This is a genomic window from Aeromicrobium sp. SORGH_AS_0981 (genome assembly GCF_031453195.1).
Lineage (GTDB): Bacteria > Actinomycetota > Actinomycetes > Propionibacteriales > Nocardioidaceae > Aeromicrobium.
Genome location: NZ_JAVIZD010000001.1, coordinates 1,920,049 through 1,938,573 on the forward strand (window position 1 = coordinate 1,920,049; position 18,525 = coordinate 1,938,573).

Genomic DNA, 18,525 nt, shown 5'->3' on the forward strand with positions numbered 1-18,525 from the left:
GCAGGCGGGATACTGGGACGGTCCGCCACCGACCAGGGCGGACCAGCGTTGCCGTCGAAGGAGCCGTCGTGACCTACGTGATCGCCCAGCCGTGTGTGGACGTCAAGGACCGCGCGTGCGTGGACGAGTGTCCCGTCGACTGCATCTACGAGGGCAAGCGGATGCTCTACATCCACCCCGACGAGTGCGTCGACTGCGGTGCCTGCGAGCCGGTGTGCCCGGTCGAGGCCATCTTCTACGAGGACGACACCCCGTCGGAGTGGAAGGAGTACTACGACGCGAACGTGAACTTCTTCGACGACCTCGGCTCGCCCGGTGGTGCCGCGAAGATGGGCGTGATCGACAAGGACCACGCCTTCATCGCCGCGCTGCCCCCGCAGAACCAGGAGTGACGACGGGGCCCTCCAGCGGGGCCCGACCCCTGGGCCCTGCCCACCGCGTCACCCCCGAGGCCACCTGCGAAGGAGCGTCCTGATGGACCGACCCCGTCTCTCCTCCCGCTTCCCCGACTTCCCGTGGGACACCCTGGCCGACGCCAAGCAACGCGCGCACGCGCACCCCGACGGCATCGTCGACCTCTCCATCGGGACGCCGGTCGACCCCACGCCGTCGGTCGCGCGTGAGGCGCTCGCCGCAGCCTCGGACGCGCCGGGCTACCCGACGGTCGCGGCGCCCGAGGCCGTGCGCCAGGCGGCCGTCGACTGGCTCGAGCGTCGACTCGGGGTCACCGGGCTCTCGACCGACCAGGTGCTGCTGACGGTCGGCTCGAAGGAGCTCATCGCCAACCTGCCGTCGCAGCTCGCGCTCGGACCGGCCGACACCGTCGTGCTGCCGTCGCTCGCGTACCCCACCTACGAGGTCGGTGCCCGCTTCGCCGGTGCCCGCGTCGTGCTCGGCGACCCGGTCGCGGACGGCCTCACCGACGTGCCGGCGCTCGTGTACGTGAACTCCCCGGCGAACCCGCACGGCGAGGTGCTGTCGGCCGAGCACCTGCGCGCGGTCGTCCGCTGGTGCCGCGAGCGGGGCGCGCTGCTGGTCTCCGACGAGTGCTACGCCGACTTCGGCTGGGAGCGCGAGCCGGTCTCCGTGCTGCACCCCGACGTCTGCGAGGGCAGCCACGACGGCCTGCTCGCCGTGCACTCGACGTCGAAGCGCTCGAACCTCGCGGGCTACCGCGCCGGCTTCGTCGCCGGTGACGCGACGGTCGTCGCCGAGCTGCTGGCCGTCCGCAAGCACCTCGGCTTCATGCTGCCGACCCCGGTGCAGCAGGCCTTCGCCGCCGCGATCGCCGACGACGAGCACGTCGTCCTGCAGCGTCGTCGCTACGCCGAGCGTCGCGACGCGCTCCGCAGGGCGCTGGAGTCGGCCGGCTTCACCATCACCCACTCCGAGGGCTCCCTGTACCTGTGGGCCACGCGGGGGGAGGGCTGCCGCGACACCGTCGCCTGGCTCGCGGAGCGCGGCATCCTCGTCGCCCCCGGCGACTTCTACGGCGAGCGCGGCGCCCAGCACGTGCGCGTGGCCTTCACCGCCACCGACGAGCGCGTCGCCGCCGCCGTCGCCCGCCTCACCGAGTCCTGACGGTTTACCACGGTCCCGTGGTAAACGTCGTCCTCCCTCGGGAAGCTTGCCGCGGGAGGAGGAGGTCTACCACGGGACCGTGGTAAACCGCTGAGAACGGCTGGGCGTCAAGATCGCGTCAAGACGCGTCAGGGGGTCGTCAGGAGCAGCTTTGCGGGGCGGGGACGGGTGTGGGGTGGGGGCATGTCCCTCGTCACCGCACTCCAGCTGCTCGGCGTCGCCGCCCTGCTGGTCTACCTCGTCGTGGCCCTCGTGCGGCCCGACCGGTTCTGAGCCGCCCATGTCCGACACCGTCTCCGGCCTGCTGACCATCGCGGCGCTGCTGACCCTGCTCGCCGTGGTCTACGTCCCGCTCGGCGACTACATGGCGCGCGTGTTCACCTCGACCCGGCACCTGCGCGTCGAGCGCGCGCTCTACCGGGTCGGCGGCATCGACCCCGACGCCGAGCAGAGCGCCCGCGGGTACGTGCTGAGCCTGGTCGCGTTCTCCGTCGTCGGCATCGTCCTCCTCCTGGCGATCCTCCTCGGGCAGGCCGCGCTCCCGTGGGACCGCGGCCTGCCCGGGATGCCCTGGGACATGGCCCTCAACACCGCGGTCTCCTTCGTCACCAACACCAACTGGCAGTCCTACGCCGGCGAGTCGACCCTCGGCTTCGCGGCCCAGGCGCTCGGTCTGACGGTGCAGAACGTCGTCTCGGCCGCCGTCGGCCTCGCCGTCGCGGTCGCGCTGGTCCGCGGCTTCACGCGGGCGGAGTCGAGCACCCTCGGCAGCTTCTGGGTCGACCTCGTCCGGGGCACCGTCCGCGTCCTGCTCCCGCTGGCGCTGGTCGCGGCGGTGCTGCTCCTGCTCGGCGGCGTCGTGCAGAACCTCTCCGACGTCACGGTGCGCGCCCTCGGCGGCGGCACGCAGGTCGTGCCCGGCGGGCTCGTCGCCAGCCAGGAGGCGGTCAAGCAGCTCGGCACGAACGGCGGCGGCTTCTTCAACGCGAACTCCGCGCACCCGTTCGAGAACCCGACGGCGCTGACCAACCTGCTGCAGGTCTTCCTCCTGCTGGTGGTGCCCGTCTGCCTGACCCGCACCTTCGGGACGCTGGTCGGCTCGCGGCGCCAGGGCCTGGTGCTGCTCGGCGCGATGGGCGTGCTGTGGGCCGGCGCTCTCGCCGTGACGACGTGGGCCGAGGTCAGCGGCCAGGGCCAGGCCGCTCAGGCTGCCGGCGCCGCGATGGAGGGCAAGGAGACCCGCTTCGGGGAGTGGGCGTCGGCGCTGTTCGCCGTGTCGACGACCGGCACGTCGACCGGGGCCGTCAACGCGTCCCACGACTCGATGTCGCCGCTCGGCGGCGGCACCGTGATGGCGCACATGATGCTCGGCGAGGTCTCGCCCGGCGGCGTCGGCTCCGGCCTCTACGGCATCCTCGTCGCAGCGATCCTCGCCGTCTTCGTGGCCGGCCTGATGGTCGGGCGGACCCCCGAGCTGCTCGGCAAGAAGATCGGCTCGCGGGAGATGACGTACGTCGCGCTCTACACGCTCGTCGTCCCCGCCCTCGTGCTCGTCGGGATCGGCACCGCCATCGCGCTGCCGTCGACGGCCGACGCCATGGGCAACCCGGGAGGCCACGGCTTCTCCGAGGTCGTCTACGCGTTCACGTCGGCCGCGAACAACAACGGCAGCGCGTTCGGCGGCATCACGGTCACGTCGACGTTCTTCCAGCTGACGCTGGCCGCGGCGATGCTGCTCGGCCGGTTCGTGCCGATCGTGCTCGTCGTCCTGCTCGCCGGCTCGCTGGCCCGCCAGCGCCGGGTGCCGACGACGGCGGGCACCCTGCCCACCGCGACCCTCCTCTTCGGCGGTCTCGTGGTCGGCGTCGTGCTGCTCGTCTCGGCCCTCACGTTCTTCCCGACCCTCGCCCTCGGTCCCGTGGCCGAGGCCCTGACAGGAGCCTCGCGATGACCCGCACCTCGGCTGCCACGCCGTTGTCGCAGCAGCTCGTCCAGCAGCTCCCCGCGGCGCTGCGCAAGCTCGACCCGCGCCACCTGTGGCGCAGCCCGGTGATGTTCGTCGTGTGGATCGGCTCCCTCGTCACGACGGTGTCGGCGGTCGTCGACCCCAGCGTCTTCGCGGTCGCCATCGCGGTCTGGCTCTGGCTCACGGTCGTGTTCGGCAACCTCGCCGAGGCCGTCGCCGAGGGCCGCGGCAAGGCGCAGGCCGACTCGCTGCGCGCGGCACGCACCGACGTCACCGCCCGCCGGGTGGCCGCCGACGGCAGCGAGTCGGTCGTGGCGGGCACGGAGCTGACGGTGGGTGACCTCGTGCGGGTCAGCGCCGGCGAGGTGATCCCGGGCGACGGCGACGTCGTGGAGGGCGTCGCGACCGTGGACGAGTCGGCCATCACCGGGGAGTCCGCGCCGGTCGTCCGCGAGGCCGGCGGGGACCGGTCGGCCGTCACGGGTGGCACGCGGGTCCTGTCCGACGAGATCGTCGTGCGGATCACGGCCGCGCCCGGCGAGACCTTCCTCGACCGGATGATCTCCCTGGTCGAGGGCGCCGAGCGTCGCAAGACGCCCAACGAGATCGCGTTGTCGATCCTGCTCGTGAGCCTCACGATCATCTTCCTGCTCGCCGTCGTCACCATCTCCCCGATGGCCGACTACGCGGGCGCGCCCCAGCCCACGGTGGTGCTGGTCGCGCTGCTCGTGTGCCTGATCCCCACCACCATCGGGGCGCTGCTGTCGGCCATCGGCATCGCCGGCATGGACCGTCTGGTGCGGGTGAACGTGCTCGCGATGTCGGGCCGTGCGGTCGAGGCGGCCGGCGACGTCAGCACGTTGCTGCTCGACAAGACCGGCACGATCACCTACGGCAACCGCCGGGCGTCGCGCTTCGTGCCCGCCGAGGGGGTCACCCTGGCGGAGCTGACGGAGGCCGCGCGCATCGCGTCACTGGCCGACCTGACGCCGGAGGGTCGCTCCATCGTCGACCTCGCCGTCGCCGACACCGGTGCCAGAGGCACGGGCGCCCCGCTGCCCGCCGGCGCCGAGCCGGTCGAGTTCACCGCCCAGACCCGCATGTCGGGCGTCGACCTGCCCGACGGACGCGAGCTGCGCAAGGGTGCCGGGAGCGCCGTCGAGGCATGGACCGGCGTCGGGCTCCCCGCGGAGGTCGGGGCGGCCGGGTACGAGATCTCGATGTCCGGCGGCACGCCCCTGCTCGTGGCCGAGCGTCGCGCCGGGGCCACCCGCGTGCTCGGCGTCGTCCACCTCAAGGACGTCGTCAAGGAGGGCATGGTCGAGCGGTTCACCGAGCTGCGACGCATGGGGATCCGCACGGTGATGGTCACCGGCGACAACGCCCTGACGGCGCGGGCGATCGCCGCCGAGGCCGGCGTCGACGACGTGCTCGCGGAGGCGACCCCCGAGGACAAGATGCGGCTCATCCGCGAGGAGCAGTCCGGCGGCCGCCTCGTGGCCATGACCGGCGACGGCACCAACGACGCGCCCGCGCTCGCGGCGGCCGACGTCGGCGTCGCGATGGCGTCGGGCACGTCGGCGGCGAAGGAGGCCGGCAACATGGTCGACCTCGACTCCGACCCGACGAAGCTCATCGACGTGGTGCGCATCGGCAAGCAGCTGCTCATCACGCGCGGCGCACTCACGACGTTCTCGATCGCCAACGACCTCGCCAAGTACTTCGCGATCGTGCCGGCCATGTTCGTGACGGCGTACCCGTCGCTCGACGCGCTCAACGTCATGCGGCTGGCCACGCCGGAGTCGGCGATCCTCTCGGCCGTCATCTTCAACGCGCTCGTCATCGTGGGGCTCATCCCGGTGGCCCTCAAGGGCGTGCGCAGCCGGGCCGCCGACGCCGCGAGCGTCCTGCGGCGCAACCTGCTCGTGTTCGGCGCGGGCGGCGTCGTCGTCCCGTTCGTCGGCATCAAGCTCATCGACCTGCTCGTCTCCCAGATCCCAGGAATCAGGTGACCGTCGTGATCCGCGACCTCCTGCGCCAGTCCCTCGCCGCCGTCCGCGTGCTGCTCGTGCTCACGGTGCTGCTCGGCGTCCTCTACCCGGCCGCCGTGTGGGCCGTGGGCCGGGCGGTGCCCGACCGGGCCGACGGCAGCCTGCTGCGGGTCGACGGCGTCGCCGTCGGCTCCCGGCTCCTCGGCCAGACCTTCGAGGGCGCGCAGTGGTTCCACCCGCGCCCGTCGGCCAACGACGACGACGGCCTCGCGTCGGCACCGTCGAACCTCGGGCCCTCGAACCCCGACCTTCTCGCGGCGATCCGCGAGCGACGAGCCGCCGTGGCGCGCGAGGACGGCGTGCCGCCGTCGGCCGTGCCCGCCGACGCCCTGACCGCGTCGGGGTCCGGGCTCGACCCCGACATCAGCCCCGCCTACGCGGCGCTGCAGGTGCCGCGGGTCGCCCGGGAGCGCGGACTCGACGAGGAGACCGTGCGTCGCCTCGTGGCCGAGGCCACCTCCGGACGCCAGCTCGGCTTCCTCGGCGAGCCCACGGTGAACGTCCTCGAGCTGAACGCGAGCCTGTCGGGTGCAGACTGAGGCTGTGCAGACGGTCCAGACGCGGGGCGACGCCACGCCCGAGCACGGGCGCGGGTGCCTGCGGGTCTACCTCGGCGCCGCACCCGGCGTCGGCAAGACCTACAGGATGCTCGACGAGGGGTGTCGGCGGGCGGCGCGCGGCACCGACGTCGTCGTCGGGATCGTCGAGACGCACGGCAGGGCGTTGACGCAGGAGCGGATCGGCGGGCTCGAGGTGGTGCCCCGGCGCACCGTCGTCCACGGTGCGACGACCCTGACCGAGCTCGACGTCGACGCGGTGCTGGCCCGGGCGCCTCAGGTGTGCCTCGTCGACGAGCTGGCGCACACCAACGCGCCGGGGTCGGGGCACGTGAAGCGTTGGCAGGACGTCGACCAGCTGCTCGCAGCGGGCATCGACGTCGTCACGACCGTGAACGTGCAGCACCTCGAGTCGCTCAACGACGTCACCGAGGCGATCACCGGCGTCCGCCAGCGCGAGACCGTGCCTGATGCGTTCGTGCGCTCGGCGGAGGCGATCGAGCTGGTCGACATGAGCCCGTCGGCGCTGCGCCGCCGCCTGGCCCACGGGAACGTCTACCCGGCCGAGCGCGTTGACGCGGCGCTGTCGCAGTTCTTCCGCGAGGGCAACCTCGCCGCGCTGCGCGAGCTGGCCCTGCTCTGGCTCGCCGAGCGGGTCGACGAGGGCCTCGAGCGCTACCGGGCGCGCCACGAGATCGAGGCCACGTGGGCGACGCGCGAGCGGATCGTCGTGGGCGTCACGGGTGGTCCGGAGTCGGAGCCGCTGATGCGCCGAGCGGCGCGGATCGCGTCGCGCGGGTCGGGTCCGTCGGGCGACGGCGGGGCGCCCTGGACGGCGCTCTACGTGTCGCGCGGCGACGGCCTGCGCCAGACCGGCCCGGACCGGCTCGAGGAGCTGCGCACGACGGCGCAGGAGCTGGGCGGCGGCTTCCACACGGTGGTCGGCGACGACGCCGCAGGCGCCATCCTCGACTTCGCGCGGGCCCGCAACGCGACCCAGGTGCTCATCGGGGCCAGCCGGCGCGGGCGGCTGTCGACGCTGCTGCGCCCGGGCATCGGCGAGACGATCGTGTCCGAGTCCGGCGACATCGACGTGCACATCGTCACGCACGACGAGGCCCGTCGGCGCCAGGCCCGGGTGCGCGAGGATTCGGCGCTCGGCCGACGCCGGACGTGGGCAGGCTTCGCCGTGGCGCTGCTCGGCCCGTTCGTGCTGGCAGGCCTGCTGCTCGCCACGCGTGACCTCCACGGGCTGCCCACCGAGGCCATGCTGTTCATGGTCCTGGTCATCGGCACCGCCCTCGTGGGTGGTCTGCGACCGGCCGTCGTGGCGGCGTTCGTCAGCGGCGGCGTGCTGAACTACTTCTTCACCCCGCCCGTGCAGACGCTGCGCATCGCCACGGGCGAGAACGCGGTGGCGGTCGTCCTCTTCGTCGTGGTCGGCATGTCGGTCGCGCTCGTCGTCGACCGGGCGGCCCGGCTCGCCGGTCTCGCCGGCAGGGCCCGGGCGGAGGCCGACAGCCTGAGCGTGCTCGCGCACCAGCTCGTGCACGCGGGGAACGACCTGCGCCGCCTCCTGCGCACCACCGTCGAGCTGTTCGGCGTCGACGGCGCCCAGCTGTGCACGACCGACGGCCGCGTGCTGGGGGAGCACGGCGTGACGTCCGGTCCGGAGCGGACGGTGCCGGTGGGCGACGAGCACGTGCTCGTGCTGTGGGGGTCGGCGGGCGACGCCGTGGAGGAGTCGTTGCTGGCCGCCGTCGTCGCCCACGCGACGGTGCTGGTGGAGCGTCGCGCGGCCGTGGCGCTCAAGGCCGAGCGACGGGTGCTGGCCGAGACCGCGCGCACGCGCACCGCCCTCCTCGCCGCCGTGTCCCACGACCTGCGCACGCCGCTGGCGGCGGTCAAGGCGGCGGTGAGCAGCCTGCGCGACCCGGGCGTCGACTGGTCCGACCAGGACCGTGCCGACCTGCTCGAGACCATCGAGGACGGCGCCGACCGGCTCGACGCGCTCGTGGTCGACCTGCTCGACATGAGCCGGCTGCAGACCGGGGCCGTCGTGGCCCGCTCCGAGGCCGTCGACGTGCTGTCGGTGGCCCAGCGGGCCGCCGCAGGGACGCCCACGGTGCTCGAGGTGCCCGACGACCTCCCGGAGGCGCGCGCCGACACCGCGCTGCTCGAGCGGGTGCTCGCCAACGTCGTCGAGAACGCCCACAAGCACGCTGCGGGCTCGACGGTGCGGGTCGACGCGACCGCCACGCGCGAGCACGTCGTGGTGCGCGTGGTCGACGGAGGACCCGGTGTGCCGGAGCACCGCCGGGCGCAGATGTTCGAGCCGTTCCAGCGTCTCGGCGACGTCCCGCGCGGCGCCGGTGTCGGGCTGGGTCTTGCCGTCGCCCGCGGTCTCACGGAGGCGATGGGTGGACGTCTCACCGCCGAGGACACCCCAGGCGGCGGGCTCACGCTCGTGGTCGAGCTGCCCCGGGAGGGCTCCATGACGCTGACGACGGGAGGTGACGACGCATGACGGTGGTGCTGGCGGTCGACGACGACGCGGCGATCCTGCGGACCTTGGGCATCGCGATGCGCGCGCGGGGCTACGAGGTCGAGACGGTGGCGGACGGCCGGTCCGCGCTGCAGTCGCTCACCGAGCGGGTGCCGGACGTCGTCCTGCTCGACCTGGGCCTGCCCGACCTCGACGGCACGGAGGTGCTGCGCAGGATCCGCGAGACCTCGCAGGTGCCCGTGGTCGTCCTGTCGGCGCGTCACGAGTCCGACGACAAGGTGGAGGCACTCGACCTCGGGGCCGACGACTACGTGACGAAGCCGTTCGGCATGGAGGAGCTCCTGGCGCGCGTCCGGGCGGCGCTGCGCCGCGCTGCGCCCTCGCGGGCTCCCGTCGTGACGGTGGGCGACCTGGTCCTCGACGTCGAGGACCGGCGGGCCACCCGGGCCGGCGAGCCGGTGCACCTCACGCCGACGGAGTGGAAGATCGTCGAGGTCCTGGCGCGGGCGGAGGGACGCCTCGTGCGCCAGACGACTCTCCTGACGGAGGTGTGGGGGCCGACCTACGAGCGGGAGACGCACTACCTTCGGGTCTACCTCGCGCAGCTGCGTCGCAAGCTCGAGGACGACCCCGCGCACCCGCGCATGCTGATCACCGACCCTGGCCTCGGCTACCGGCTGCTGTCCGACCTGTCCTGACGCGATCCTGACGCGGCGCCTCCTGGATCCTTGACGTGTCCCGGGCGCAGGCTCTGAGCATGACCACCGCACCCGACCACCGTCCCGTCCCCGCCGCACCCGCCGACGAGCCGCGACCTCCGCACACGCTGCAGGAGAGCCTGGAGCGGTTCGGCGGCGCGTGGCTGGCGGCCGGCGTGACGACCGTGGTCGGGGCGGTGGCCGTGACGGCGCGTGTCGTCGTCGGGTGACGTCTCAGTCGAGGTCGTCGCTGCGCACGAGCCGACGCCGCACCGACAGCAGGTCGACGTCGGGCCGTGAGGCGAGGAGCCGTTCGGCACGGTCGAGCAGCGCGTCGGCGTGGGCGTGGTCGCCCGACGTCAGGGCCACGCCCACGACCGTGCGTCGGTAGAGGTCGGTGTGCCCGACCTCGGCCACCGACACGTCGAGCGCCCGTCGCAGCTCGGCCACGACGGGTCGCACGACCGCGCGCTTCTGCTTCAGTGTGTGCACGTCGCCGAGGAGCAGCTCGGCCTCGAGCCACCCGACCCACATGGCTGCCACGGCGCTCAGGCGCGGGCGGCCCGCAGCTCCTCGAGGAGCGTCGGCCGCGTCGGCTGCCAGCCCAGCGAGCGCGCCTTGGCGCCGCTCGCCTGCTGGTCGAGCAGCAGCGCGTCGCCGAAGGCCTCGCCGAGCCGCTCGTGCACGGTCTCGACCGAGGTGCCCGCGACGGCGTCGGCGAGCGCGAGCCCGAGGTCGCGGACGCTGGGGGAGTGACCGCTGACGCCGAGCAGGCGTCCGTGGCCGGAGCCGCTCGCGACGACCAGCGCATAGAGGTCGGCCAGGTCGTCGACGTGGATCGTGGTCCAGTGCTGCTCGCCCGAGCCGATCAACTCGAGTGCGCCCTCACCGGTGCGGGGCGCAGCCACGAGCTGCTGGGGGATGCCCTGGCCCGGAGCGTGCACGATGCCGGGCTGCACGACGGTGGCCCGGACCGAGGAGTCGAGCAGCCGGTCCTCGCGCGCCTGGCGCCAGGCGGTGATGGCGGGCGCGTCGTACGGCGTCTCCTCGTCGAGGTCGGCGCCGGAGCCGTAGGTCCAGACCCCTCCGGTGTGCACGAACGGCTTGTCGGTGCCGCCGAACGCCTCGACCGCGGCGCCGACGACGGCGTCGTCCATGGTCGCGGACGTCGCGTCGCCCGGGGCGGCGGTGTGCACGCCGGCGTCGTGCTCGCGCAGCTGGGCCGCCAGCCAGGCGCTGTCGAACAGGTCGCCCCGGAGCGGCGTGGCGCCCGCGGCGGCGACGGTCTCCCCGGAGCTCTCGCTCCGGACGACGGCGGTGACGGCGTGGCCGTCGTCGACGAGGCGGCGCAGCACGGCTGCACCCACGAACCCGGTTCCCCCGGTGAGCAGGATCTTCATGGGGTCGTCAACCGTGACGCTCCGCGGGGTGTTCCGGCGTGTCCGCTCCGTGGACGGTCAGCCCAGGATCTCCATGAGCCAGTGCTCCTTCTTCTTCGGCTTGCGGTAGCGGTCGTCGCGGTACCGGTCGTCGGGGCGGTACCGGTCGTCGCGGTCGCGGTCGGGGCGACGCTCGTCGCGCGGCGCGGGGGCTGCGGGGGCGTCGGCCGTGGCGCGGTCGAGGATCTTGTCGAGCTCGCCGCGGTCGAGCCAGACGCCCCGGCACTCGGGGCAGTAGTCGATCTCGACGCCGGCGCGCTCGCTCATGGTCAGGGTGGAACCGTCGGTGGGACACTTCATGGTGGGACCTCCTGCGTCGACAACGTGCCGCGCGTCGCGTCGGTTCCCCTGGCTCGCGGCCGGTCCCGCAGGACGCGAAGAAGGCCCCGACCGTGGTGGTCGAGGCCTTCTGTCTGCTGTCTGGTACACCCCCGCGGACTCGAACCGTGGACCCGCTGATGAGGAGTCGGCTGGTGTGTCGAGGGGGTCTTGGGGCTCTGGGGGCTGGGGGGCGTTCGGTCCTGCTGGACGTGGAGAAGGCCCCGACCGTGGTGGTCGAGGCCTTCTGTCTGCTTCCTGTCTGGTACACCCCCACGGACTCGAACCGTGAACCCGCTGATGAGGAGTCGGCTGGTGTGTCGAGGGGGTCTTGGGGCTCTGGGGGCTGGGGGGCGTTCGGTCCTGCTGGACGTGGAGAAGGCCCCGACCGTGGTGGTCGAGGCCTTCTGTCTGCTTCCTGTCTGGTACACCCCCACGGACTCGAACCGTGAACCCGCTGATTAAGAGTCAGCTGCTCTGCCAATTGAGCTAGGGGTGCTCGCGCTCAGAGAACATTACCAGCAGGGGTCCGGGAGCCGAAATCGGGGTCAGTGGCCGAGCAGCTCGAGGAGAGCGTGGGCGGCGTTGTGGCCGGCGATGCCGCTCACGGCGCCGCCGCGTCGGGCGCCGCTGCCGCACAGCAGGATCCGGTCGTGGGCAGTCGCGACGCCCCACCGCTGCGCGGGGGTCTCGGCGGGCTCGTCGTCCTCGAGCCAGGGCCACGCGAGGTCGCCGTGGAAGATGTGTCCGCCGGGCATGGCGAGGGCCTGCTCGACGTCGGCGGGCGTCTTGACCTCCACGCCGATCACGAGCGGCTCCAGGGGCTCGGCGAGGTGCGCGTCGATCGCGGTGAGGAACCGCCGGTACTCGCGCTCGGCGGCCCCCTCGTCGAGCAGGTTCTCGTAGGGGGTGTGCAGGCCGAACCAGGTGAGGGTCTGGGCGTCGGTCGCCGCCAGCTCGGGTCCGAGGATCGACCGGTCGGTGAGCGTGTGGCAGTACAGCTCGCCGGACGCGAACGGCTGCTCCCCACGCTCGGCCGCGGCGTGCAGGGCCTCGACCTGGCTCATGGCCTCGTCGACGTGGAACGTGCCGGCGAACGCGACCGCCGGGTCGTCGCCCGACCGGAGCCGGGGCAGGCGCGAGACGAGCAGGTTGATCTTGAGCTGGGAGCCGGACGGCCGGGGCACGCCGGCCTGGTCGCCGGGCCACAGCAGCGCGTCGAGGGCGTGCGGCGCGATGCCGCTGAGCGCGTAGGCGGCGCTGGCGTGCAGGTCGCCGTCGCCGTCGACGGCGTCGATGACGACACCGGCCTCCTCGCCAGGGTCGCCGCAGTCGCACGCCGCGCGCTCGTCGAGCTGCTTGACGCGGGTCACCGTGACCCCCGTGAGGACGCGGACCCCCGCCTCCCGCGCCACGCGCTCCAGCTCGCCGGTCACCGCGCCCATCCCGCCGACCGGCACCCGCCACTCGCCCGTCCCGTTGCCCACGAGGTGGTACAGGAAGCAGCGGTTCTGCACCAGGGACGGGTCGTGCAGCGACGCGAAGGTGCCGATGAGCCCGTCGGTGCCGACCACGCCACGCACGACGTCGTCGGCGAAGCGACGCTCCAGCGCCTCGCCCAGGGGTCGCTCGACCACGTCCGTCCAGACGGGCTGGCCGGTGGCGGGCCCGAGGTCGCCGGCCCGGGGGAGCGGCTGCAGCAGCGTGGGCGCGACGGCAGCGGCCAGTCCGCCGACCTCGCCGTAGAACGCCTGCCAGGCCTCGAACGCGTCGTCGTCGCCGGTGAGGGCACGGAAGGACGCCCGCGTGGGGTCGCCCTCGTCGGTCTCGACGAGCAGCCCGCGCGGCTCGCCGTCGCGCTCGTAGGGCGTGTAGGAGGCGGTGGCGCGCGAGCGCAGCTCCAGGTCGAGCCCGAGCTCCTTCACGAGGGCCTCGGGCATGAGGCTGACGAGGTAGGAGTAGCGCGAGAGCCGCGCGTCGTGCTCGGGGAACGTCCGGGCGCTGACGGCCGCGCCACCGACGTGGTCGAGCCGCTCGAGCAGCACGACGTCGAGGCCCGCCCGGGCCAGGTAGGTGGCGGCGACGAGCGCGTTGTGGCCTCCGCCGAGCACCACGACGTCGGCCGTCTCCTCCCGCGACTCCCTGACCTCGCTCGAGGGCGCCGCGTACCAGCCCGAACCCTCGGGCTGCGTGAACCACCTGCTCGTCATGGCGCCACTCTGGCAGAACGGGAGCCGTGCCCGCGCAGGGTCGGTGTCAGCCCTGGCAGAACAGCTGCCCGTACGGCCCGGCCGACGAGCGCCGCTCCGTGACCCTGCCGTCGACCGTGATCGTGCACGTGATCGTCGCGCCGCTCGGGCCGGCCTGCATGAACATCTGCGCGTAGTCGGGCCGGCCGTACACGAGCGTGCTCATCGACCACGACGTCCCGACGCCGGTGGCCGTGCCGCTGGGTCGGTCGCGGCTGGTCGGCACGAGGTAGCCGACGACGCCGATCGGCTCGCTCGACGTCGCACTCAGGGTGATGCGCCGGGCGCGGACGCTGAAGGTGCCGCCACTGCCGGGGAGCCCGGCAGGCTCCTGCAACCCGGTCACCGAGCGGGGAGCGAGCCCCGCGGGTTCCTCCTCGGGGTCGGAGGCCGCGGCCGACATCGACGGCGACGGCGTGGCACGGCTCAGCCCAGGACGCTCGACGCCCTGGTCGTCGGCGGCTGCAGCGTCGCGACCGCTCGCGCCGGACCCGCCCATCGGCACGAGCAGGGCGGCCAGCAGCGCCAGCCCTGCCAGGATCCCCACCGCCACGAAGGGGTGCCGTCGTATCGCCTCCACGGCTGCACAACGAGGGAGGCGGCGCCGGGTTAGGCCGCGCGCACTGGCGCAGCACCTCCCAGGGCGCACCGTGGAGGGGTCTCTGTTTGACTGGAGGCATGCGCCCCGTCCCTCTCTCGCCCCACGCCCGCCAGGCCGCCCTCGACGCGATGGAGGCCGCCCCGCTCGACGTCCTGGTGATCGGGGGAGGTGTGGTCGGCGCCGGCGCCGCCCTGGACGCCGCCACGCGTGGTCTCTCGGTCGGTCTGGTCGAGGCCCGCGACTTCGCGTCGGGCACGTCGAGCCGGTCCAGCAAGCTGATGCACGGTGGCCTGCGCTACCTGGAGATGCTCGACTTCCGGCTCGTCGCCGAGGCGTTGAAGGAGCGGGGACTGAACCTGCAGAAGCTCGCCCCCCACCTCGTGCAGGAGGTGGCGTTCCTCTACCCGCTGCAGCACCGCGGGTGGGAGCGCTTCTACGCCGGGTCCGGCGTCGCGCTCTACGACGCGATGAGCAAGGCGTCCGGCTACGGCAAGGGCGTCCCGCTGCACCGCCACCACACCCGCCGCGGGGCGCGCAAGATCTTCCCCGGTCTGCGCAAGGACGCGCTCGTCGGCGCGCTGCGCTACTACGACGCCCAGGTCGACGACGCCCGTCACACGATGTTCCTCGCCCGCACGTCCGCCGCCTACGGCGCGCACGTCGCCAGCCGGACCCGCGTCGTGGACCTGCTCCGCGAGGGCGGCCGCGTGGTCGGTGCCCGCCTCAAGGACCTCGAGTCCGGTCGCGAGCTCGACGTCCGGGCGTCCGTGGTGCTGAACGCCACCGGCGTCTGGACCGACGAGACGCAGGGGATGGCCGCCGAGCGCGGCCAGTTCCACGTGCGCGCCTCCAAGGGCATCCACCTCGTCGTGCCGCGCGACCGCATCCGGGGCGAGGGAGGGCTCATCCTGCGCACGGAGAAGTCCGTCCTGTTCGTGATCCCGTGGGGACGGCACTGGATCATCGGCACCACCGACACCGACTGGGACCTCTCGAAGGACCACCCGGCGGCCAGCCGTGACGACATCGACTACCTGCTCGAGCACGTCAACCGGGTGCTCGTCGAGCCGCTGACCCACGCCGACGTCGAGGGCGTCTACGCCGGGCTGCGACCGCTCCTGGCGGGCGAGGACGAGGCCACCAGCAAGCTCTCGCGCGAGCACGCCGTCTCCACCAGCGTCAAGGGCCTCGTGGTCATCGCCGGCGGCAAGTACACGACCTACCGCGTGATGGCCAAGGACGCCGTCGACGCGGCCGTCCACAGCATGACCCGCCAGCTCGACCGCGTCGTCCCGGCGTCGTGCACCGAGGACGTGCCGCTGCTCGGTGCCGACGGCTTCGAGGCGCTCTGGAACCAGCGGCACCGCCTGGCCGCCGACAGCGGACTCTCCGTCGCCCGCATCGAGCACCTGCTGCGACGCTACGGGTCCCTCGTCGTCGAGGTGCTCGACCTCGTCACGACCGATCCCTCGCTCGGCGAGCCGCTCGGTGGCGCCGACGACTACTTGCGCGCCGAGGTCGTCTACGGCACGACCCACGAGGGCGCGCGTCACCTCGACGACGTCATCGCCCGCCGCACCCGGATCTCCATCGAGACCTTCGACCGCGGCACCGAGGTGGCCCGCGAGGTCGCCGACCTCATGGGCGACGCGCTGGGGTGGACGGGCGAGCAGCGCGACGTCGAGGTCGAGCACTACCTCAAGCGGGTCGCCGCCGAGCGCGAGTCGCAGACCATGCCCGACGACGAGACCGCCGACGCCGCCCGCATGGGAGCTCCCGACGTCGTGCCGGTCGCCACCGCCGACACGCCGTGATGCACGACCCGCCGCCGGGCGCCCTCGACGACCTGGATGACGACCCGGGACCCTCGCCGCTCGTGCGGACGCTGCGTCCCGTGCTCATCACGGCCGTGCTCGCCGTCCTCGTCCTCGGCGGGTTCGCCCTCGCGTCGCACCTCTTCGGCGACACCCGCACGGAGACCGGCGAGCTCGACCTGGAGGGCTCCGGGCTCCTGAGACTGCAGGCCGGGCCGAGCGACGTGCGGATCGTCCAGGGCGACGTCACGGTCCCTCGCTACGTCGCCCGCGTCAGGAGCGGGCTGTTCGACACCCACTTCGAGGTCGAGCGCGTGGGCGGGGCGACCCGGCTCGAGGCCGCGTGCCGTCCGCTCCTGAGCCCCGGCTGCGGCGTCGACGTGACCATCACCGTCCCCGAGGGCACGGCCGTCGTTCTCCTCACCGGGGCCGGCGACGTCGACCTCTCGGGCCTCCAGGGCGCGGTGGCCGTGCGGACCGGCTCGGGCGACGTGGAGGCCGAGGGCCTGCGTACGCAGGACCTCACCGTCCGCACCGGGTCGGGCGACGTCGAGGCGACGTTCGACCGCGCACCCTTCGCCGTCAAGGCCGCCACCGGCAGCGGCGACGTCGACCTGGGCCTCCCACAGGCCCGCACGCCCTACGCCGTCGACGCGCGCAGCGAGTCCGGCGAGGTCGACGACACCATCCCCGCCACCGACGCGCAGGACGCCCGCGTCGTGCGGGTCAGGACGCAGTCCGGTGACGTCGAGGTCGAGCTCGACGGGTCGTAGGGGGCTGCGGGCTCAGCTCCTCGTCCGACCTGCTGGTGCGCTGCCCGCGGGGGTCTCGTCGTGCTGGTGCGCTGCCTCGGCGCTGGTCTGGGATCTCGGGCTGCGGCTCCTGCTGGGGGCGCAAGGATCGGCGTTCGTGCGTGAGACTCCGAGGCTTCTGCGTTTGCCACGGGATCCCGTCACCAACGCAGACGTGTTCGACCTCAGGCGCGCGAATGAAGAATCTTGGGTGCACTTTGGGGTGGGGTGGGCAGTGCTTCTTCCTTCTCGTGGAACGGTCCACGAGAAGGAAGCATCGTTGCCACGTCTGGCCCGCTCGGCGGTGGATCTGCAACCGCACAAGCGCTCCTGCGGTTGCAGATCCACCGATGGCACGCGCAAACGCAGATTCTTGCCTCCTATGCGAGCCACAGCCCGAGAACCCGAGCCGCCGCCGGTCCCAGCCGCCCGGTCGAGGCCCTTGCGGATCGCAGGACGAGTCGAAGCCGCGCCGACGCAGCCCCACCCGAGCGACAAGCCACACCGACGCAGCCGCAGGTCGAGCGAGAACCGCCCCCGAACGCGACGACGCCCCCACCGCATGCGGTGGGGGCGTCGTGTGACTCGTCAGGGTGACGAGCTGAGATCAGATCGGGCGGATGTTGGCCGCCTGCAGGCCCTTCTGGCCCTGCTCGACGTCGAACTCGACCTTCTGGTTCTCCTCGAGCGAGCGGTAGCCGCTCGCCTGGATGGCGCTGAAGTGGGCGAAGACGTCCTCGCCGCCCTGGTCGGGGGCGATGAAGCCGAAGCCCTTGTCAGCGTTGAACCACTTCACAGTTCCGGTAGCCATGTGTCTCTCCTTCGGTGGTGCGCATGCGCGTGTCGCATGCGACGGGTGTCGCGACGCGCATCAACCGGGAGAAGCTGGAGCGACCGGGGGGACCCGGCGCGCTCGATCTTTCTGGCACAACTAACGCCTACAACTGACACCCACCCTACACGTCCGGACGAGGAGGACGCACCCCGTGCCAGGCGGGTCGGGTCGATCGCTGCGAGGGGGTGCGGAAGGGGCGGGGAGCGGCCGTCGCGCCGCCCCTGACGCGGACGAGGCGCGAGCCGCGCCGAGGTGGACACCTCGGGCGGCTCGCGCCTCGGTCACATGGGGTGGACGACGGGACTTGAACCCGCGGCCACCGGCACCACAAGCCGGTGCTCTACCAACTGAGCTACGCCCACCATGCGTGGCGGCAGGCCGTCACGACGCGGACGATCATAGCCCACGTCGCACGCAGCCCCGCCGGTGCCCCGTCACGACTCCGTGGAGACCTCCAGCCGGCCGAGCGTCGAGCTGGCCGCGACCTCGGCGGCGATCGCACGGGCCGCCTCCGTCTCAGGGCCGGGATCGCCCACGAACACGGCGCGGCGGTAGTAGCGCAGCTCGTCGATGCTCTCGGCGATGTCGGCCAGCGCGCGGTGGTGCCCGGCCTTCGCGGGAGCCGCGAAGTAGGCACGGGGGAACCACTGGCGGGCGAGCTCCTTGATCGACGACACGTCGATGACGCGGTAGTGCAGGAAGCCCTCCAGCTCCTTCATGTCGCGCGCGAGGAACGTCCGGTCGGTGCCGACCGTGTTGCCCGCGAGCGGCGCCTTGCGCGGCTCCTTCACGTGCTCGCGGACGTAGGCGAGCACCTGCTCCTCGGCCTCGCGCAGCGTCGTACCGGCCTCGAGCTCGGTGATGAGCCCGGAGGCGGTGTGCATGCGCGTCACCACCTCGTTCATCTGCTCCAGCGCCTGCGCCGGAGGCTTGATCACGAGGTCGACGCCCTGGCCCAGCACGTTGAGCTCGTAGTCGGTGACGAGCGCCGCCACCTCCACCAACGCGTCGGTCTCGAGGGAGAGCCCGGTCATCTCGCAGTCGATCCACACCAGTCTGTCGTTCACGCGACCGACCCTAGGCCACCGTGACAGCCCCAGCCGCCCAGCCCGGGTAGCC

At 73.0% G+C, this 18,525-nt stretch carries 18 protein-coding genes and 2 tRNA genes; 11 read left to right on the top strand and 9 right to left on the bottom strand.

What is annotated here, in order from left to right:
- The first annotated feature begins 68 nt into the window (after positions 1 to 68).
- The 9 genes from fdxA (at position 69) to QE370_RS09805 (ending at position 9,589) form a co-directional block, all read left to right on the top strand.
- Positions 69 to 392: a ferredoxin gene (gene fdxA / locus QE370_RS09765; RefSeq protein ID WP_067855044.1), complete on the top strand. Its 324-nt coding sequence runs from the start codon at positions 69 to 71 to the stop codon at positions 390 to 392.
- Positions 393 to 474: 82 nt separating this feature from the next.
- Positions 475 to 1,581 (top strand): succinyldiaminopimelate transaminase, encoded by a 1,107-nt coding sequence (gene dapC, locus QE370_RS09770; protein WP_309634238.1) that lies wholly within the window; start codon positions 475 to 477, stop codon positions 1,579 to 1,581.
- Between the two features lie 183 nt (positions 1,582 to 1,764).
- Positions 1,765 to 1,854, top strand: coding sequence for a potassium-transporting ATPase subunit F (locus QE370_RS09775; RefSeq protein WP_083516245.1), 90 nt, complete (start codon positions 1,765 to 1,767; stop codon positions 1,852 to 1,854).
- Positions 1,855 to 1,861: 7 nt separating this feature from the next.
- Positions 1,862 to 3,532, top strand: coding sequence for a potassium-transporting ATPase subunit KdpA (gene kdpA, locus QE370_RS09780; RefSeq protein ID WP_309634239.1), 1,671 nt, complete (start codon positions 1,862 to 1,864; stop codon positions 3,530 to 3,532).
- Positions 3,529 to 5,559, top strand: a complete 2,031-nt coding sequence (gene kdpB, locus QE370_RS09785) for a potassium-transporting ATPase subunit KdpB (protein WP_309634240.1) — start codon at positions 3,529 to 3,531, stop codon at positions 5,557 to 5,559. The genes kdpA and kdpB overlap by 4 nt, the downstream gene beginning before the upstream one ends.
- Positions 5,556 to 6,137 carry a potassium-transporting ATPase subunit KdpC gene (gene kdpC, locus QE370_RS09790; RefSeq protein ID WP_396127819.1) on the top strand — a complete coding sequence of 194 codons (582 nt, stop codon included), beginning with the start codon at positions 5,556 to 5,558 and terminating at the stop codon, positions 6,135 to 6,137. Before kdpB ends, kdpC begins: the two co-directional genes overlap by 4 nt.
- A gap of 4 nt (positions 6,138 to 6,141) precedes the next feature.
- Entirely contained in the window at positions 6,142 to 8,682 is a 2,541-nt protein-coding gene (locus tag QE370_RS09795; protein ID WP_309634241.1) for an ATP-binding protein, read from the top strand.
- Entirely contained in the window at positions 8,679 to 9,359 is a 681-nt protein-coding gene (locus tag QE370_RS09800) for a response regulator (protein ID WP_309634242.1), read from the top strand. Before QE370_RS09795 ends, QE370_RS09800 begins: the two co-directional genes overlap by 4 nt.
- A gap of 59 nt (positions 9,360 to 9,418) precedes the next feature.
- Positions 9,419 to 9,589 (top strand): hypothetical protein, encoded by a 171-nt coding sequence (locus QE370_RS09805; RefSeq protein ID WP_253021892.1) that lies wholly within the window; start codon positions 9,419 to 9,421, stop codon positions 9,587 to 9,589.
- 4 nt (positions 9,590 to 9,593) lie between these two features.
- Here the strand turns inward: QE370_RS09805 and QE370_RS09810 are convergent, their stop codons facing one another.
- The 6 genes from QE370_RS09810 to QE370_RS09835 form a co-directional block, all read right to left on the bottom strand.
- Complete coding sequence (locus tag QE370_RS09810; RefSeq protein ID WP_067861323.1) at positions 9,594 to 9,893, bottom strand: DUF503 domain-containing protein; 300 nt, start codon at positions 9,891 to 9,893, stop codon at positions 9,594 to 9,596.
- Between the two features lie 14 nt (positions 9,894 to 9,907).
- Complete coding sequence (locus QE370_RS09815; protein WP_309634243.1) at positions 9,908 to 10,759, bottom strand: NAD-dependent epimerase/dehydratase family protein; 852 nt, start codon at positions 10,757 to 10,759, stop codon at positions 9,908 to 9,910.
- A 57-nt stretch (positions 10,760 to 10,816) separates the two neighbouring features.
- The gene (locus QE370_RS09820; RefSeq protein WP_253021888.1) at positions 10,817 to 11,098 is read right to left on the bottom strand and encodes a zf-TFIIB domain-containing protein; all 282 of its coding nucleotides are present in this window, start codon (positions 11,096 to 11,098) and stop codon (positions 10,817 to 10,819) included.
- 441 nt (positions 11,099 to 11,539) lie between these two features.
- Positions 11,540 to 11,615 (bottom strand) — tRNA-Lys (locus QE370_RS09825).
- A 49-nt stretch (positions 11,616 to 11,664) separates the two neighbouring features.
- Positions 11,665 to 13,326, bottom strand: coding sequence for an NAD(P)/FAD-dependent oxidoreductase (locus QE370_RS09830; RefSeq protein WP_309634244.1), 1,662 nt, complete (start codon positions 13,324 to 13,326; stop codon positions 11,665 to 11,667).
- A gap of 46 nt (positions 13,327 to 13,372) precedes the next feature.
- Entirely contained in the window at positions 13,373 to 13,918 is a 546-nt protein-coding gene (locus QE370_RS09835) for a hypothetical protein (RefSeq protein ID WP_253021884.1), read from the bottom strand.
- 125 nt (positions 13,919 to 14,043) lie between these two features.
- Between QE370_RS09835 and QE370_RS09840 the strand changes: the two genes are divergently transcribed.
- Together QE370_RS09840 and QE370_RS09845 are read left to right on the top strand one after the other, a co-directional pair.
- Positions 14,044 to 15,780 (top strand): glycerol-3-phosphate dehydrogenase/oxidase, encoded by a 1,737-nt coding sequence (locus tag QE370_RS09840; RefSeq protein WP_253021882.1) that lies wholly within the window; start codon positions 14,044 to 14,046, stop codon positions 15,778 to 15,780.
- Positions 15,780 to 16,553 carry a DUF4097 family beta strand repeat-containing protein gene (locus QE370_RS09845; protein WP_309634245.1) on the top strand — a complete coding sequence of 258 codons (774 nt, stop codon included), beginning with the start codon at positions 15,780 to 15,782 and terminating at the stop codon, positions 16,551 to 16,553. The genes QE370_RS09840 and QE370_RS09845 overlap by 1 nt, the downstream gene beginning before the upstream one ends.
- 625 nt (positions 16,554 to 17,178) lie before the next feature.
- On the opposite strand, the gene QE370_RS09850 is transcribed toward QE370_RS09845, so the two are convergent.
- The 3 genes from QE370_RS09850 to orn all read right to left on the bottom strand — a co-directional run bounded on the left by QE370_RS09850 (position 17,179) and on the right by orn (position 18,473).
- Positions 17,179 to 17,382: a cold-shock protein gene (locus QE370_RS09850; RefSeq protein ID WP_253021878.1), complete on the bottom strand. Its 204-nt coding sequence runs from the start codon at positions 17,380 to 17,382 to the stop codon at positions 17,179 to 17,181.
- A gap of 310 nt (positions 17,383 to 17,692) precedes the next feature.
- Positions 17,693 to 17,768, bottom strand: a tRNA-His gene (locus QE370_RS09855).
- A gap of 72 nt (positions 17,769 to 17,840) precedes the next feature.
- Positions 17,841 to 18,473 carry an oligoribonuclease gene (gene orn / locus QE370_RS09860; RefSeq protein WP_253021876.1) on the bottom strand — a complete coding sequence of 211 codons (633 nt, stop codon included), beginning with the start codon at positions 18,471 to 18,473 and terminating at the stop codon, positions 17,841 to 17,843.
- Positions 18,474 to 18,525 lie beyond the last annotated feature (52 nt).